Consider the following 16,138-nt stretch of genomic DNA (forward strand, 5'->3'; position numbering starts at 1 on the left):
CGCTGATTTTGATTTGCTGGCCTTACGAGGAGCCGGCGCTCGTGTCCGTCCCTTGGCGAAGGCGGGCCCATTTGAGCCTATCGTTCCGCCCAGCGCAAGAGCGGCGGACGGGGATTGTCACCCCTCGCCTTCTGCGATTTAGTTGCAGCAACGAACCTCTTGCCGGGGATTTCAAGATGCCAGCTCCCGTCTCCCAGCCCGATGATCCTGCCCTGCTGCGGATCGATGGCCCGATCGCGACCATCACACTCAACCGCCCCGCCGCGTTCAATTCCATCAACCTCGCCATCGCGCAGAGGCTCGAACAGCTCGCGTCCCAAATCGAAGACGACGCCAGCATCCGCGTCGTCGTCCTCGAAGGTGAAGGCCGTGCCTTCAGCGCCGGCGGCGATTTGCAGACGATCGGTGCTGCCGCCGAAGCGGGCACGGTGACACCCGTGGTCGGCGAACTGCTCAAGCATTATCATGCCTTCATCGAGATCCTCCGCCGTATGCCAAAGATCTCGCTGTCGAGCGTCCACGGTTCGGCCGCCGGCGCCGGCATGGGCCTCGCTTTCGTCACCGATCTCTGCATCGCCGCAGACGACGCCAAGTTCACGCCGGCCTATGCCAAGATCGGGGTGTCGCCGGACGGCGGCTCGACGGTCGGCATCGTCGGCACGGTCGGCTCCCGCCGCGCGCTGCAAATCTTCCTGGCCGAGGATAATTTTACCGCGCAGCAGGCCCACGACTGGGGTCTGGTCGCCAAGATCGTTCCTGCCGCGGAGCTGAAGGCGGCGACGCGGCAACTCGCCGAGCGGCTGGCGCAGAACCCGCCGGCGGCGATCGCCGGCACAAAGTCCCTGGTCTACCAGGCCGCGACCACGCCGGTGAAGCAGCAGTTAGATGCCGAGGAGCACAAGATCATCATGGCGATGAACACGGAGGCGTTCCGCACCGCCGTGAAGAAGTTCACCAGCAAGAGCAAGTAGCGCTCACTCAAGAGGCCTACTGCGGACAGATATAGCCCGTGCCGCCGGGCGATTTGAAGCAGCCGACCGACTCGGGGAGCACGTGCCGCGGCAGCCACAGCACCACGCTCGGGAAATAGATCGCAAACGCGATGGTCGCCAGGAACACCAGATAGATCGGCAACGCCGCCCGCAAGGCCTTGGCAAAACTGATGCCGACGAATTTCGACGCCATCAGCAGCACCAGCCCATAAGGCGGCGTGATCAGGCCGAAGGCGAGCGTCGCGATCAGCACCACACCCATATGCACGGCGTTGATCTCGCCGGCCTCCGTCAGCGCATTGACCAGCGGCATGAAGATGATGATGGTCGGCACCGGCTCGATGAAGTCCCCGACGATGGTGAAGAGCAGCACCATCAACAGCATGATTAAATGCGGATCGTTCCCGGCGATCGAGGTGATCCACTCGGCGATGTAGGTCGCCCCGCGCAAATAGGCCAGCATCCAGCCGAAGGCGTTGGCAGCGCCGATCGTGATCAGCGGCAGCGAGAAGATCAGGCCGGCCAGGCAGAAATCGTAGGGGATTTTCCTGAAGTGCCCGCGGTTGAGCGCGGGGATCACGACCAGGACGATCCAGACCACGGCGACGACGCCGGCTTCCGTCGGCGTGAACCAGCCGGTCAGGATGCCGCCGAGCAGGATCACGGGGATCATCAGCGGCAAGGCGGCATCGCCGGCGGCGAACACCACCTGTCGCAGCGGCGCACGCGGCTTGCGCAGGCCGGAGGGGCCGAAGAAGTAGCAGTAGATCATCAGGCCAAAGCCAATCGTCAGGCCCGGCACCACGCCCGCCATGAACAGGCCGGCGATCGAGACGTTGCCAACCGCGCCATAGACCACCGCGGTGATGCTCGGCGGCACTAAGGCGGCGATAGTCGAGGCAGAGGCAATGATGGCGGCGATGAAGGCGGGCTCATAGCCCTCGCGTTTCATCGGCCCACCCAGCGCGCGGCTCATCACGGCGACGTCGGCCGTGGTCGAGCCCGACATCTCCGAGAAGAACATGCTGAAGACCACCACGACTTGCGACAGCCCACCCCTGATATGCCCGACCAGCGACACCGAAAGATTGGCTATTCGCACCACCACATTGGCCGAGCTCATGAGCTCGCCGACCAGCAGGAAGAACGGGATCGCCAGCAGCGCCTCGGAATCGACGCCGTCAAAGATCTTCTGGATGATCGCGGCGAGCGACACGTCCGACAGGAGCGCGCCGATGAAGACGCCGGCCATCAGCGAGAACGGCACCGGCACGCCGAGATAGCCGAAGGACAGAAAGCAGACCGTCATCAAGGCCAGGACGATGGGTGCGCTCACGGCTGCGCCCTCATCTGTGCGGCAGCGGCGATCGGCTCCGCATCCTCATCCGGCGGCTCGGGGTGATCGAAGCCGTTGCGCAGGCCATTGACGAGCTGCTCGATGGTAAACAGGCCGATCAGCACGCCCGACAGTGGAATGATCGCATAGAGCGAGGCGATCGGCGTGCCCGACGGCAGACGAAAGCTGCCGAAGCCGCGCAGATAATTCTGGTAGCCGTACCAGATCAGGCAGAAGGCGACGCCGAGCACGACGAGGCGGATGATCACCTCGACGATGAGCCGCGAGGTGCCGTGCATCGCCTCGGAGATCGCAGTGAGATAGAGGTGGTCGTTGCGCCGGGTCGCAGCCGCCGTGCCGATGAAGATCGCGTAGATGAACAGCGTCGACGTCACCTCCTGCAGCCACAGCCAGGGATGTCCGATGGTGCGGGTGATGATGTCGGCGGTCACCGACAGCGAGAAGCCGAAGCACAGCAGGCCGCAGAGGATCATCAGCGCAAGCTCGAGCCAGTCGAGCCCGCGCCATTTCAGGTGGCGTTGGCGTTGAACGAGCAGTTTGTCGGCGATAGCCATTCAATGTCCCCCGTCGTTCCGACGTGGTCCGGAATGATTTAGTTGAGTCGGTGGCTGTGGGTTGTCTGAACCTCTCCCGCTTGCGGGAGAGGTCGGCGCGGAGCGCCGGGTGAGGGCTCTCGCCTCATTGGGAGTCTCTCCGAGGAGACACCCTCTCCCCTACCCTCTCCCGCAAGCGGGAGAGGGAGCGCACCGTCTTCCGGCACCACATCAATTAATCGACCGGATCAAATCCTTGATCTTCTCGGCATGCGGGCCGAGCTCCTTGGCGAGCTTGTCGAGATAGGGATCGGCGACCGCCGTAAAGCTCTTCTTGTCGACGTCCTGGACGAGCTTGACGCCCATCTTCTTCAGCTTCTCAGCCGCGGTTCGCTCAAGCTCGAACGCTTTCGCCGGCTCCTTGGTGCTGATCTCGTTGGCCGCCGTCTGCACCCACCCCTTCTGCTCGGCCGACAGGCTCTGCCAGAGCTTGTCGGAGACGAACACCAGCGCGTTGTTGGCCTCGTGCTCGGTGATGTTGAGGACGGGCGCGACCTCGTAATGCTTGTTGACGAGGTAGACGTTGATGCTGTTCTCGGCGGCGTCGACCACGCCGGTTTGCAAGCTCGTGTAGACGCTGCCGAACGGCATGTGCACGGTCTGGGCGCCATAGGCGGGGAACATGGTGTCCTCGGTCGCGGTGGCCTGCACCCGGACCTTCAGGTTCTTGACGTCGCCGACGTTGTGGATCTCTTTCTTGGAGTACATATGGCGCACACCCTGCGATCCCGTCGCGATGACGTGCAGGCCCTGCGTGGTCTCGTCGATCATGGCCCTGAGCGCTTCGAACACGCGGGGATCGGCCAGCCCCTTGATCACGTGCTTCTCGTCGCGGAATAAATAATGCAGCGACATCACGCCGGCCTGCGGCGAGATCGTCGCGGTGTTGGCCGAGGAGATGATCGAGAATTCGACGTCTCCGGCCTTCACGAGCTGGAGCACCTGCGGCTCCTGCCCGAGCTGGGCGCCCGGATATTGATCGATGATCATGGTGCCTTTGCTCGATTCCTTGAGCTTCTCGGCAAAGAGGTCGCCCGCGATGGAATAGCCGGTGTTGCGGGGCTGGTCATAGGCGAAGCGATAATGCTTCACCTCCTGTGCCCCGGCCCCCGTGACGAACAGCACGGCGGCCATGGCCGCCAACCCATGTAAGAATCTTGGCATGGATCGCGCAATCATCGTTTCCCCCCTGTTTTATCGCCCGCCGCTTGTGCGGTCTGAGCGCTCGTTCGAGTCTTGATCAGCCCTTCTCGGTCTTCTTCCCAGTCCTTTGCATGAAATCGAAGTCGCAGCCCTCGTCGGCCTGCATCATGGTCTCGTTGAACAGCCAGGCGTAGCCGCGCCTTGCCTCTTCCGGCGCTGCGGCCGGCTTCAACGCGGCGCGGCGCCGCTCCAGCTCGGCCGCATCGACCAGCAGCTCGATGCTGCGCTTGGCCACATCGAGGCGGATCATGTCGCCGTTCTGCACCAGCGCCAGCGGCCCGCCGACGGCGGATTCGGGTGTGATGTGCAGCACGATGGTGCCGAACGCGGTGCCGCTCATGCGCGCATCCGAAATGCGCACCATGTCCTTGGTGCCGCCGCGCGCCAGCTTCTTCGGGATCGGCAGATAGCCCGCCTCGGGCATGCCCGGCGCACCCTTGGGGCCGGCATTGCGCAGCACCAGCACGTCGTCGGAGTTCACGTCGAGATCGGGATCGTCGACGCGCAGGGTCATGTCCTCGACGGATTCGAACACCACCGCGCGCCCGGTATGCTGCAGCAGTTTTGGACTGGCGGCCGACTGCTTGATCACTGCACCGCGCGGCGCGAGATTGCCGTGCAGGACGGCAAGGCCGCCCTCTTTCTTGATCGGATTGTCGCGCGGACGGATCGCGTCCTGGCCGGGCACATCCTCCGCATTCGCCGCGATATCGCGCAGCGTCTGGCCGGTGATTGTCCTGGCGTCGAGATCGACGAGATCGCCAAGCTGGGCCAGCAATTTCGGCACGCCACCGGCGTGATGGAAATGCTCCATGTAATGTTCGCCGGACGGCTTGAGATCGACCAGCACCGGCACCTCGCGGCCGATCTGGTCGAACACTTCGAGATCGAGCCGGTGCGGCGAGCGATGCGCCATCGCGGTCAGATGGATCAGGCCGTTGGTCGAGCCGCCGATCGCCTGAAGCACGACCTGCGCGTTCCTGAAGGACGCCGGCGTCAGCAACTCGCTCGGCTTCGGCCCCTTGGTCTTCGCCATCTCGGCGGCCACCTTGCCGCTCGCCTCCGCCAGACGGAAACGCTCGGCATGCGGCGCCGGAATCGTCGCGCTCATCGGCAACGACAAGCCCATCGCCTCGATCATGCAGGCCATGGTCGAGGCCGTGCCCATCACCATGCAGGTGCCGACCGACGGCGCGAGGCGCCCGTTCACCGCCTCGATCTCGGCATCGTCCATGTCGCCGGCGCGATATTTTGCCCACAGCCGGCGGCAGTCGGTGCAGGCGCCCAGCACTTCACCCCTGTGATGGCCGACCACCATGGGGCCGACCGGAATGACCACCGTCGGCAAATCGGCGCTGATCGCCGCCATCACCTGCGCTGGCAGCGTCTTGTCGCAGCCGCCGATCACGATGACCGCATCCATCGGCTGGGCGCGGATCATCTCCTCGGTGTCCATCGCCATCAGATTGCGCAAGTACATCGAGGTCGGATGCGCAAAGCTCTCGGCAATCGAGATGGTGGGGAATACGAATGGCATCGCGCCCGACAGCATCACGCCGCGCTTGGCGGCTTCGATGATCTGCGGGACGTTGCCGTGGCAGGGATTGTAGTCGCTATAGGTGTTGGTGATGCCGACGATCGGGCGCTCCAGCGCGTCGTCGGAATAGCCCATGGCCTTGATGAACGCCTTGCGCAGGAACAGCGAGAAGCCGGCATCGCCATAGCTCGTCAGACCCTTGCGCAAACCACTCGTCATCGTGCCGCTCCATTCACCTTGCCATTGTGGTACAGGCTGCCCCTCGATTGTCAATAAGATTGGCCAATACTGTCGCACTTTCTGGCTTTTCGCATCGCTTGCGGCACAAATTATTGACAATCCAGGCTTCCCCTGCTCCACAGGGCGAACCGGCCAACCGCCGGGAGGCCGAGGGCATGTCCGACATTCGCACTGCAGACAGCATGCCGGTCCGGCGCGACGATCCGGACGACGTCGTCGCGCGCCTGGAGGAGGACATCATCTTCGGCCGCCTCGCACCGGGCGCGCGCCTCACCGAGGACGCGCTGATGTCGCGCTACGGCACCTCCAGGCACTTCGTGCGCCAGGCGCTGGTGGATGCCGAGCGGCGCGGCATCGTCCGCCGCGAGAAGAACGTCGGCGCCACCGTAAGGTTCTACTCGGCGGAGGAAGTCCGGCAGATCTACGAGGTGCGGGAGATGCTGACGCGGCAGGCCGCGCTGATGATCCCCCTGCCCGCACCGAAATCCCTGATCGACGAACTCTCCGCGCTGCAACGGCAATATTGCGCGAAGGCGGATGTGCAGGATCTGCGCGGCATTCACGAAGCCAACGACGCCTTCCACCTTGCGCTGTTCTCGGCCTGCGGCAATCCGTATCTGGTGCGCTCACTCCAGGACTACATGAACCTGACGCTACCGATGCGCGCAAAGAATCTCGCCGACCGCGACGGCCTCGCTCAATCGCGCCGCCAGCACGAGCTGATGATCGAGCTGCTCAAGGGCCGCGACAGCTGGGCGTTGGCGCAGCTGTGTGTCGACCACATGCAGTTCAGCAAGTCGGATTATCTCAAGCGCATCGCTGAGGATAAGGCCGGGCTCTAGGTGAGGGCTTCCCGCCACGAAACGAGCCTTATTCGCTCCCCGGAACGTCGCAAGCCCCGGCGCGTTGGAAGGCTCGAGCGAGCTTCATTCGCCCGTCATGCTTTGGACGTGGCCGGGTGACGATCGATCAGCATGTCGGCCCAAGGGAGGGCCGGCTATTTGAACAATGAGGGTCTGCGGAGCGATGCGGGCCGGTTTGTTCATCGCTTTGATTGCAGCGGCCTGGCTCGGCGGACAGGTCCAGGAGTCCCTCGCACAAAAGCGGCTGCCCGCGTCTCCGAGCGAAACCGGGAAAGCTCTGCGAAAAGAAAGCACCCCGCGGAAGGAAACGGGACGATCTGCGGACCCGTATACGGTGGGATTCGTAACCGGTACACCGCAATGCACTGAATTCGCGATCGCTCAGGACATTGCAACCACGCTCGCCGGCGGCCAAGAGACCGGCCCTCGTGGCGAGGTCGCCTTGCGGGTCCTGCCCATCGTGGGAAACGGCGGTATCCGCAACGTCCTTGATGTGCTCACCCTCGCAGGCGCCGACGTGGCGATCGCGCCCGTCGTCCTGGTCGACCGGCTCCGGGAGACAAGGACCTTCGGAGATATCTCTGACAAGCTGACCTACATTGCCCCGCTCCATATCGAAGAGTTCCATCTTCTCGCGCGGCTGGAGATCAGAAGTCTGTCGGAGCTGTCGGGAAAGAGGGTCAATCTCGGGGACGACGGCAGTGCCGGCGCCATACTCGGCCGCGAAGTGTTGAACCGTCTGGGCGTCAAGGTCAGCGAGTCGAACTTGGGACCGGAGGCCGCGCTGGATGGTCTGAGGAAGGGAGATCTCTCCGCCGCTCTGTTGGTCTCAGGAAAACCGGTCAACTTCCTGACGCAGGTCTCGCAGCTCGATGATATTCACCTCCTGCCCATCCCCTACTCCAAAGAGCTACTGCAACAAGACTATCTACCATCGACGCTTCGCCATCAGGACTACCCGAACATCATCGCGGCCGAAGCAAGTGTCGACACGATCGCGATCAAATCCGCTCTCTTCGCCTACAACTGGCCAAGCGGCAACGAGCGATTTCGGTTGCTGGAATTCTTCGTCCAGACATTGTTCGCGCGCTTTCCCGAATTTCTCGGCGACGCACATCACCCAAAATGGCGCGAGGTGAACCTGGCCGCGCTGCTCCCGGGATGGCAACGATTCCGACCGGCAGAGCGCTGGCTCCAGCAGCAATCCGGGGGCGAGGCCGCGCTTCGCAAGGCGTTCGGCCGGTTCCTCGAGGGAAAGCCAACCGCCAATCCGCCAGACCGCGAAGAATTGTTCCGGGACTTCCTGCGCTGGCGAGAACGCAATCCGGATAAGTGAGCAAAATTTGGCAGGCAAATCCGGGGGAGGTGTCGATGCGCAACGCGCTTATGAAGGCAGCCCTGGTTGCGTTGCTCGCCTTGATCGCCGACGTAAGGCGTCCTGCCGCCCAATTTGCTCCCTTCTTTCCGCCAGCGCCGCAGACGCTCGCGCCAGCCACCGCGCCGCCGGCCGCCAAGGTCGATCAAACCAGGACAGCCCCTCACCGAGGCAGCAAGGCGCACAGGAAGCACGAAGAGAAGCCCGAAGTCGTTCGTCGGCCGCCAAATCAGCGGAAGGTCGCCGAAAAAAACGGATATAAGCGGGTCAGCGATCTCGTGAACTTCCCGAAATTCTTTCCGGGCCTCGGCATCATCTTCGTCAAGCCCGACACTTTGCCGCTGGGGCCGTTCCTGTGCTTCGATCGCAGGGATCGCTTGGTGGCGACCGTGTACATGGTCCCGAACAAGGACATCGACGATCACAAGTCATTGGAGGGGGCTGGGTCCGCGGCACCAGTTGACCACGTCAGCCTCTACTTCAACGCGGGTCATCCCGGCGTGGATGTACCGCATTACCATGTGGTGCTCTGGCATGTGACCAAGAAACAGGAAGCGCGCGTTGCAAAATGACGTGCGACAGCTCGTGCGATCAAAGGGGCCCGCTTGTTCGAACACGTCACGGACGATCTGCGCGCGGCGCTCGCGGAGATGCGGTGATCGACGACAATTGCCCGGCTTGAGCCGCAAGCCGGGCGCTTGCCCGGCCGCAGCAATTGTCAGGAATTGACGAGAGCGCACCCGAGCGCTTCGCGTCGCGCAATCATCCGGCCGGCGCCTTGAAATCGTATGAGATGCGCCCAGCCGGCAGATAGAACAGTGCAATGACCGCGCCGCCCCTGACTTCAGGATAGTGCCTGCTGCCTGGATCAGGCGCCGTCCAGCCGGCTCCCTGCCACCCCTGTAATCCCTTCAACTCCGCGCCCTTGTTCAAGGGCACCACAAGGTTGAGCTCGCCGTAGGGATGGCCGTGATATTGTCCCCGCAACACGTCGTGATCGTCCTCGTCCTTGAAGCGGCGCGGATCGGCGCTGTTCATGTACACAGCAGTGATGCTGAACTGGAACGTGTCAGCCGTCGGCTCCAGGATGCGGCTGCGCCGGTAGTTTGGGCCGTCCACCTCCTGGTTTGCGGCCCATCCTTCCTCGACCCCAACCTTGATCAGGCGAGCGAGATCCTGATAGAGCGCGCTCTCTTCCCCATATGTCTCGTTGAGCCAACGCTCCATCTCAGCTCCTGGGGTCATGTCCTTGACCTCCCGAAGAAACGGAATGCTGCACTGGATCAGTTCTTCTCGGCTTTGCATCGTGATCTCCTCTTCGACCAACCTTCAATCTTCGAAACCAAGGAACGTCGCGAACTCATCGATGTCCGCCCGAGGCATCAATCTGTCCTGCCCCTGAAGCTTGGCCTTGCCGACCGAGATGCCGCACACCACCATCTGCTCCGCCGGAATCGACAGCAGCGGGCGCAACACCCGGTGGTATTTTGCGAACGTTTCTTGCGGGCACGATTGAAGCCCGTGTCCTGCCGCCGCGAGCATTATGTTCTGCACGAACATGCCGAGGTCGAGCCAGCTACCGACTTCCAGGCGACGGTCGATGGTCACGATCAATCCCACGGGCGCGCCGAAGAATGTGTAGTTCTTCGCGGTCTGTCTGCTCCTCCCCTCGGAATCGGCTTGATGAATGCCGAGCGAGCCATAGAACAGCCGGCCGAACTCCTGCCGCCGTTTGAGATACAGACCGGGTAAATCACTGGCGTAGTATTTGTACTCTGAGACGTGTTCGTCACGAGAGGTCTCGTGCGCCTCCAGCAGCGCCGCCGACACCTTGCCCTTGACCTCGCCCGTCAGCACGTAGACATGCCAGGGCTGGATGTTCGCACCGCTGGGCGCGAATCGCGCGACACGGAGGATCTGCTCGATCGTTGGTCGGGCGACGGGAGCGTTGCAGAACTCGCGGCATGCAAACCGGCCGGTCAGGATCGCGTCGATGGGGCTCTGCGCAACGACACGCGCCTCATCTCCGGCCATCACGGCTTCTTCAGGAGCGGGCATCCTCCGTCCTCCATCGGCCTGAAGGCCTCTTCTCCGGGAATGGTCGCGAGCAGCTCATAGTAGTCGAACTTATGTTTCGATTCCTGCGGTGACTTGACCCGGAAGAGATACATGTCCCGGATCAATCTGCCGTCTTGGCGGATCCGGCCATTCTTCGTCATGAAATCATTCACCGGCATCTCGCGCATCTTGGCGGCAACGGCAGGTCCATCGAGCGTGCCCGCCGCTTCGGCCGCCTTGAGATAGTGCATCACCGCGCCGTAAGTGCCGGCATGGATCATGGTCGGGACCTTCTGGGTCTTCTCGATGAAGCGCTTCGCCCATGCACGCGTGTCGTCGTTCATATCCCAGTAGAATGCCGAGCTGAGCATCAAGCCTTGAGCACTCTGCAATCCCAGACTGTGAATGTCCGCGATGAAAACGATCAGACCGGCAAGCTTTTGCCCGCGCGTGATCCCGAACTCGCCGGCCTGCTTGACCGCATTGATGAAATCACCGCCAGCATCGGCCAGTGCGATCACATCCGCCTTCGAAGATTGCGCCTGCAGCAGGAAGGAGGAGAAATCCGGCGTGTTGATCGGGTGCTTGACCGCGCCCACGACCTTGCCACCGGTCGCGCCGATGACCCGGCGGCTATCGGCCTCGAGCTGTGCGCCGAGCGAATAATCAGCGGAGAGGAAGAACCAAGTCTTTGCGCCAAGGCGGGCGATCGCTTTGGTTGTGCCCTGCGACAAAGCAAAGGTATCGTAGGTCCAGTGAATGCCGGTCAGCGAGCATTCGTCGCCGGTGAGACGCGAAGTGGCGGCGCCAGTGGCGAGAAACAGCTTCTTCTTGTCACGGGCAATGCCTTGTACAGCCAACGCGACGGCCGAATTGGGGACATCGAGAATCACCTCGACACCCTCGTTCTCGATCCAGCGCCGTACAATCACCGATCCTACGTCAGCCTTGTTCTGGTGGTCGCCGGCAATGATCTGGACGGGACGCCCCAAAACCCTGCCCTTGAAATCGTCAACGGCCATTTGCGCCGCGACCACTGACCCTTGCCCGCCATTGTCGGCATAAAGCGAGGACATGTCGGTCAGCACCCCGAGCTTGATCGGTGCCTCGTCGGCAATCGCGGCGGTCGTGAGCATCAGCGAAATCAACGTCGCAACAACCGCCTTACCGGTACCTGTCGTCGCGGTCGATCGCATCGCTCACCTCCTCCGAACACAGCGATTGAATAATGCCGGGATCGGTCTCTTGCGGAAGTGAAACTCTTGCAGATTGATCCTGAACCGCCTTCAGTTTGCCCGGGACTCAAGGCTTGGTTCGATCGTTTGCACCGGTTGCATCTACGGCGCCCCTGACCTTAACTGGTCGCCGTCGCGGCGCGCCGTCAGCCATCAACTGGATCCTCATCGTGTCGGTTTCATTCAAGACATTGGACCTGAATCTGCTCAAAGTGTTCGACGCCGTCATGGAGGAAAGGAGCGTATTGCGCGCCAGCCAGAAAGTCGCACTCAGCCAGTCCGCCGTAAGCCACTCGCTCGCCCGGCTTCGAGAGATGCTGGAAGACGAACTGTTCGTGCGCACGGCCGCGGGCATGCAACCGACGGCGCGGGCCTTGACGATGGCCCCCCAAATTCGCGAGGCGCTACGCGTGCTCGAGGCAGCTGTGGAACTGCCGACCTTCGTTCCTGCGACGTCAACCAAGCAGTTTACGCTGGCTGCCAATGACTTCGCCACGATGGTGCTGGCGTCGCCTCTCTTGAAGATACTCGGGCGCGAGGCGCCCCACATTGACCTGACGATCAAGCCGGTCACGCGGATCGACCTTGCCGAGCAGATCGACCTCGGTCGCATCGACGTTGCGATCGGCGTCTTCTCGCTCCCGCCGAGCCGTTTCCGCACGTCGCTGCTATTCGAATATGACGACGTGCTGATTGTCGGCAAAAAGCGCAAGCTTGGCCGGCTGGACAAGGCGATGCTTGCACGGCTGCCGCTGGTGGTGGTCTCCTTCGGTGGAGAGCAGGAGGGCGCGATCGGCGGCTTCATCTCCGAACGCGGCCTGGCGCGGCGCTCGGAAATGTACGACCGCGATGCGCTCGAGCGGGCACTCGCCGAGAGCGACCAGCCGCCGCGAATGGCGGTGTCATTGCCGCATTTTCTTGCCGTCCCAGCGCTGCTTCGGGATTCCGAACTGGCAGCCATCGTCCCGCGCCCGCTCGCGCAAGCACTGGAGCAGAACTATCCGATCGCGATCTACGAGCTTCCCTACACAGCGACTCCGCTGGAGGTCCGGCTGCTATGGCACGAGCGTGTCGACGGCGAGCCCTCGCACGAATGGCTCCATGACGTCCTTAGACGCGCTGCCGAGAACCTCAGACGCGGAGGCTAGGACGGCGAGCTTACGGAAGTACTGAACAAGATTATCAACATCCCTACCGCTTATTCCAGTCGATGATGCGGCTCGCATCACCGTCGAACTCGCTGCTGCAGAAGGCGCCGCCCTGGTAGTGGTCGCCGATCGGATCGGGCATGAGCTTGGCCTGCTCGGCCATGGCGTGCGCCACATGATCCTCGGAGCGGCCGGTGGGGCGGTAGCCGAGCTCGTAGGCACGGTGGTTGTCCCACCAGGCGCGGTCGTTCAGGGACACGCCGTAGAAGATCTCGAAATGGATGTCGGGATGCTCGAGCCCGATCTGGCAGAGCTGCACGAGGTCGTCGGGCTTGAGCCAGATCGCGAGCCGGCGCTGGTCGAGCGGCATGTCGCCGAAATTGCCGATGCGCAGGCAAGTCACCTTCAGCCCATGCTTGTCGGCGTAGAGCGCGCCGACGGCCTCGCCGAACACCTTGCTGACGCCATAGCGGCCGTCGGGGCGCGGGGTGACGTCGGTGCCGATCTTGTGGTGGCGCGGATAGAAGCCGACGGCGTGGTTCGACGAGGCGAACACCACGCGCTTGACGCCCTTGCGGTACGCGGCCTCGAACAGATTGTAGCAGCCGATGATGTTGGCCTGAAGGATGTCGTCCCAGGGGCCTTCGACCGAATAGCCGCCGAAATGGATGATGCCGTCGACGCCCTCGCAGATCGCCTCGACCTGCGCCATGTCGGACAGGTCCGCCGCTTTGAACTGCTCGTCAGGGCCGAGATCAGCCGGCTTGCGGATGTCGCTCAGCAGCAGGTCCGGATAGATCGGAGGCAGCAGTTTCCGCAGGCGCGTTCCAATTCCGCCCGAAGCTCCCGTCATCAAGATGCGCGGCATGTCTTTCCTCATAAGTAGCGACCGATTTGCGGCCGTAGATATCTGATGCTAGCAGACTTGCACAGAGGGAACGCAACAACGAGACTGCACATGAACGATGCATCGTCCCACACCCAAGAACGGCCGCAAGGCTGGCGGCCGGCGACCTGTTACCCCGATCCGGCGATACGTGCACTCGATCCCCGCTTCGAAAAATACTGGCTGAAACTGTCGGCGGTGGAGCGGCTGACGACCGGCCTGCGCTGGGCCGAGGGGCCGGTGTGGTTCGGCGACGGGCGCTATCTGCTGTGCAGCGACATCCCGAACCAGCGCATCATCAAGTGGGAGGAGGAAACCGGCGCCGTCAGCGTGTTCCGCAAGCCGTCGAATTTCGCCAACGGCAACACCAGGGATCGCCATGGCCGGCTCGTCACCTGCGAGCATGGCGGCCGGCGCGTGGTGCGCACCGAATATGACGGCAGCATCACCGTGCTGATGGATCAATTCAACGGCAAGAGGTTGAACTCACCGAACGATGTCGTTGTTAAATCGGACGGCTCGATCTGGTTCACCGATCCGACCTTCGGCCTGCTCGGCAATTACGAGGGCTACAAGGCCGAGCCCGAGATCGAGCCGAACGTCTACCGGCTCGATCCCGCGACCGGCAAGGCGACGATCGTCGCAGAAGGCGTGTTAGGGCCGAACGGGCTGTGCTTCTCGCCGGACGAGAAGATTCTGTACGTCGTGGAATCGCGTGGGCAACCGAACCGAAAGATCCTCGCCTATGATGTCTCGCCTGATGGCACCACGATCTCGGGCAAGCGCGTACACATCGATGCAGGTCCCGGCACGCCGGACGGCATGCGCTGCGACATCGATGGCAATCTCTGGTGCGGCTGGGGCATGGGCGATCCCGAGCTTGACGGCGTCGTGGTGTTCGCGCCCGACGGCGTCATGATCGGCCGCATCGCGCTGCCCGAGCGCTGCGCCAATCTCTGCTTCGGCGGCGTCAAGCGCAACCGCCTGTTCATGGCGGCGAGCCAGTCGATCTACGCGCTGTATGTGAATACGCAAGGCGCGGTTGGGGGATGAGGTCTCTCCACCGTCATTGCGAGGAGCACTTGCGACGAAGCAATCCAGACTATCTCCGCGGAACGATGCTGGATTGCTTCGCTTCGCTCGCAATGACGAAAACAAAAAACGCCGGAGCGGTTTCCCGCTCCGGCGTCGTGTTCATTCAGACGATAAAGCTTACGCCGCGTTGAAGCCGGCGACGGCCTTCACTTCGAGGAAGTCCTCGAGGCCGTACTTGCCCCACTCACGGCCGTTGCCGGACTGCTTGTAGCCGCCGAACGGCGCGGTGCGGTCGTTGGGCGCGCCCTGGAGGTTGACGTTGCCGGCGCGGATCTGGCGGGCAACGCGCTTGGCGCTTTCCACCGTGTCGGCCGAAACGTAGCCGGCAAGACCATACGGCGTGTCGTTGGCGATCTTCACCGCGTCGGCCTCGTCCTTGGCGCCGATGATGGTCAGCACCGGTCCGAAGATTTCCTCACGGGCGATCGTCATGTCAGGGGTGACGTCGGCGAAGATGGTCGGGCGGACATAGAAGCCCTTGTTGACGCCTTCGGGCAGGCCCGGGCCGCCGGCGACGAGCGTTGCGCCCTCGTCGATGCCCTTCTTGATCAGCGCCTGGATCTTGTCCCACTGGCCGCGGTTGACGACCGGGCCGATGGTGGTGCCTTCGCCGCGGGGATCACCGGCCTTGGTCTTGTCGGCGACGGCCTTCGCGATCGCGGCGACTTCCTTCATCTTCGAGGCCGGCACGATCATGCGCGAGGGCGCGTTGCAGGACTGGCCGGAGTTGTTGAACATGTGCATCACGCCCCCGGTCACCGCCTTCGTGAGGTCGGCGCCTTCCAGGATGACGTTCGGCGACTTGCCGCCGAGCTCCTGGCTGACGCGCTTCACGGTCGGCGCCGCGCGCTTCGCCACGTCGATGCCGGCACGGGTCGAGCCGGTGAAGGAGATCATGTCGATATCGGGGTGCTCGCTCATGGCCGCGCCGACCTCGGGGCCGAGGCCGTTGACGAGGTTGAACACGCCCTTCGGCACGCCGGCGTCATGGAGGATTTCCGCGAAGATCAGCGCCGAGGTCGGCGTGAACTCCGACGGCTTCAGGATCATGGTGCAGCCGGCGGCGAGCGCGGGCGCGACCTTGCAGGCGATCTGGTTGAGCGGCCAGTTCCAGGGCGTGATCATGCCGACCACCCCGATCGGCTCGCGCAGCACCATGGCGGTGCCAACCGGCTCCTCGAAATGATAGCTCTTGAGCACGTCGAGCGTGGTCATGAGATGGCCGAGGCCGGCGCCGGCCTGGAGCTTCTCCGCCATCGGCAGCGGCGCGCCCATCTCATCGGAGACGGCAGCGCCGATCTCCTTGAGCCGGCCCTTGTAGATCTCGATGATCTTGGAGAACAGCGCGACGCGCTCTTCGCGGCTGGTCTGGGAGAACGTCGCAAAGGCGCGCTTGGCAGCGGCCACGGCCTTGTCCACGTCGGCCTTGGAGCCCAGCGCAACCTCGTACATCGCCTCTTCCGTCGCCGGATTGACCACGGCGGTGGACTTCTTGACGGCGGGATCGACCCAGGCGCCGTCGATGTAGAATTGCATGCGATTGACCATCGTTAACC

The 16,138-nt window shown here is 63.1% G+C and carries 15 protein-coding genes; 6 read left to right on the forward strand and 9 right to left on the reverse strand.

The window, feature by feature from the left end; translation table 11 throughout:
* Window positions 1–176 precede the first annotated feature (176 nt).
* A complete protein-coding gene (locus tag ACR9YP_RS33510) occupies window positions 177–971 on the forward strand; it encodes an enoyl-CoA hydratase/isomerase family protein (protein WP_438110078.1) in 795 nt (264 codons plus the stop codon).
* 16 nt (window positions 972–987) lie between these two features.
* On the opposite strand, the gene ACR9YP_RS33515 is transcribed toward ACR9YP_RS33510, so the two are convergent.
* The 4 genes from ACR9YP_RS33515 to ACR9YP_RS33530 all read right to left on the reverse strand — a co-directional run bounded on the left by ACR9YP_RS33515 (window position 988) and on the right by ACR9YP_RS33530 (window position 5,901).
* On the reverse strand, window positions 988–2,328 hold the full coding sequence (locus tag ACR9YP_RS33515; protein WP_438110079.1) for a TRAP transporter large permease: 1,341 nt from the start codon (window positions 2,326–2,328) through the stop codon (window positions 988–990).
* On the reverse strand, window positions 2,325–2,903 hold the full coding sequence (locus ACR9YP_RS33520) for a TRAP transporter small permease (protein ID WP_438110081.1): 579 nt from the start codon (window positions 2,901–2,903) through the stop codon (window positions 2,325–2,327). The genes ACR9YP_RS33515 and ACR9YP_RS33520 overlap by 4 nt, the downstream gene beginning before the upstream one ends.
* 210 nt (window positions 2,904–3,113) lie before the next feature.
* A complete protein-coding gene (locus ACR9YP_RS33525) occupies window positions 3,114–4,121 on the reverse strand; it encodes a TRAP transporter substrate-binding protein (RefSeq protein ID WP_438110083.1) in 1,008 nt (335 codons plus the stop codon).
* A 61-nt stretch (window positions 4,122–4,182) separates the two neighbouring features.
* Window positions 4,183–5,901 (reverse strand): IlvD/Edd family dehydratase, encoded by a 1,719-nt coding sequence (locus ACR9YP_RS33530; RefSeq protein WP_474217898.1) that lies wholly within the window; start codon window positions 5,899–5,901, stop codon window positions 4,183–4,185.
* 176 nt (window positions 5,902–6,077) lie between these two features.
* Between ACR9YP_RS33530 and ACR9YP_RS33535 the strand changes: the two genes are divergently transcribed.
* From ACR9YP_RS33535 to ACR9YP_RS33545, 3 genes are all read left to right on the forward strand, one after another.
* On the forward strand, window positions 6,078–6,764 hold the full coding sequence (locus ACR9YP_RS33535) for a GntR family transcriptional regulator (RefSeq protein WP_438110087.1): 687 nt from the start codon (window positions 6,078–6,080) through the stop codon (window positions 6,762–6,764).
* Between the two features lie 184 nt (window positions 6,765–6,948).
* The gene (locus ACR9YP_RS33540; protein ID WP_091891678.1) at window positions 6,949–8,121 is read left to right on the forward strand and encodes a TAXI family TRAP transporter solute-binding subunit; all 1,173 of its coding nucleotides are present in this window, start codon (window positions 6,949–6,951) and stop codon (window positions 8,119–8,121) included.
* A gap of 35 nt (window positions 8,122–8,156) precedes the next feature.
* On the forward strand, window positions 8,157–8,732 hold the full coding sequence (locus ACR9YP_RS33545) for a hypothetical protein (RefSeq protein WP_438110089.1): 576 nt from the start codon (window positions 8,157–8,159) through the stop codon (window positions 8,730–8,732).
* A gap of 190 nt (window positions 8,733–8,922) precedes the next feature.
* On the opposite strand, the gene ACR9YP_RS33550 is transcribed toward ACR9YP_RS33545, so the two are convergent.
* The 3 genes from ACR9YP_RS33550 to ACR9YP_RS33560 are packed head-to-tail and all read right to left on the reverse strand — an operon-like array spanning window position 8,923 to window position 11,414.
* On the reverse strand, window positions 8,923–9,465 hold the full coding sequence (locus ACR9YP_RS33550; protein ID WP_091891737.1) for a 4-hydroxylaminobenzoate lyase: 543 nt from the start codon (window positions 9,463–9,465) through the stop codon (window positions 8,923–8,925).
* A gap of 24 nt (window positions 9,466–9,489) precedes the next feature.
* On the reverse strand, window positions 9,490–10,218 hold the full coding sequence (locus ACR9YP_RS33555) for a nitroreductase (protein ID WP_438110091.1): 729 nt from the start codon (window positions 10,216–10,218) through the stop codon (window positions 9,490–9,492).
* Window positions 10,194–11,414, reverse strand: a complete 1,221-nt coding sequence (locus ACR9YP_RS33560) for an ABC transporter substrate-binding protein (protein ID WP_438110093.1) — start codon at window positions 11,412–11,414, stop codon at window positions 10,194–10,196. The genes ACR9YP_RS33555 and ACR9YP_RS33560 overlap by 25 nt, the downstream gene beginning before the upstream one ends.
* A gap of 209 nt (window positions 11,415–11,623) precedes the next feature.
* Here ACR9YP_RS33560 and ACR9YP_RS33565 point away from each other — a divergent pair, with 209 nt between their 5' ends.
* A complete protein-coding gene (locus tag ACR9YP_RS33565; protein WP_474217899.1) occupies window positions 11,624–12,601 on the forward strand; it encodes a LysR family transcriptional regulator in 978 nt (325 codons plus the stop codon).
* A gap of 43 nt (window positions 12,602–12,644) precedes the next feature.
* Here the strand turns inward: ACR9YP_RS33565 and ACR9YP_RS33570 are convergent, their stop codons facing one another.
* On the reverse strand, window positions 12,645–13,469 hold the full coding sequence (locus ACR9YP_RS33570) for an NAD-dependent epimerase/dehydratase family protein (protein WP_438110095.1): 825 nt from the start codon (window positions 13,467–13,469) through the stop codon (window positions 12,645–12,647).
* Window positions 13,470–13,559: 90 nt separating this feature from the next.
* Between ACR9YP_RS33570 and ACR9YP_RS33575 the strand changes: the two genes are divergently transcribed.
* A complete protein-coding gene (locus tag ACR9YP_RS33575) occupies window positions 13,560–14,540 on the forward strand; it encodes an SMP-30/gluconolactonase/LRE family protein (protein WP_438110096.1) in 981 nt (326 codons plus the stop codon).
* 159 nt (window positions 14,541–14,699) lie between these two features.
* On the opposite strand, the gene ACR9YP_RS33580 is transcribed toward ACR9YP_RS33575, so the two are convergent.
* Window positions 14,700–16,130 (reverse strand): aldehyde dehydrogenase family protein, encoded by a 1,431-nt coding sequence (locus ACR9YP_RS33580; RefSeq protein ID WP_438110098.1) that lies wholly within the window; start codon window positions 16,128–16,130, stop codon window positions 14,700–14,702.
* Window positions 16,131–16,138: the final 8 nt, after the last annotated feature.

Source organism: Bradyrhizobium sp. BR14999, assembly GCF_056106085.1.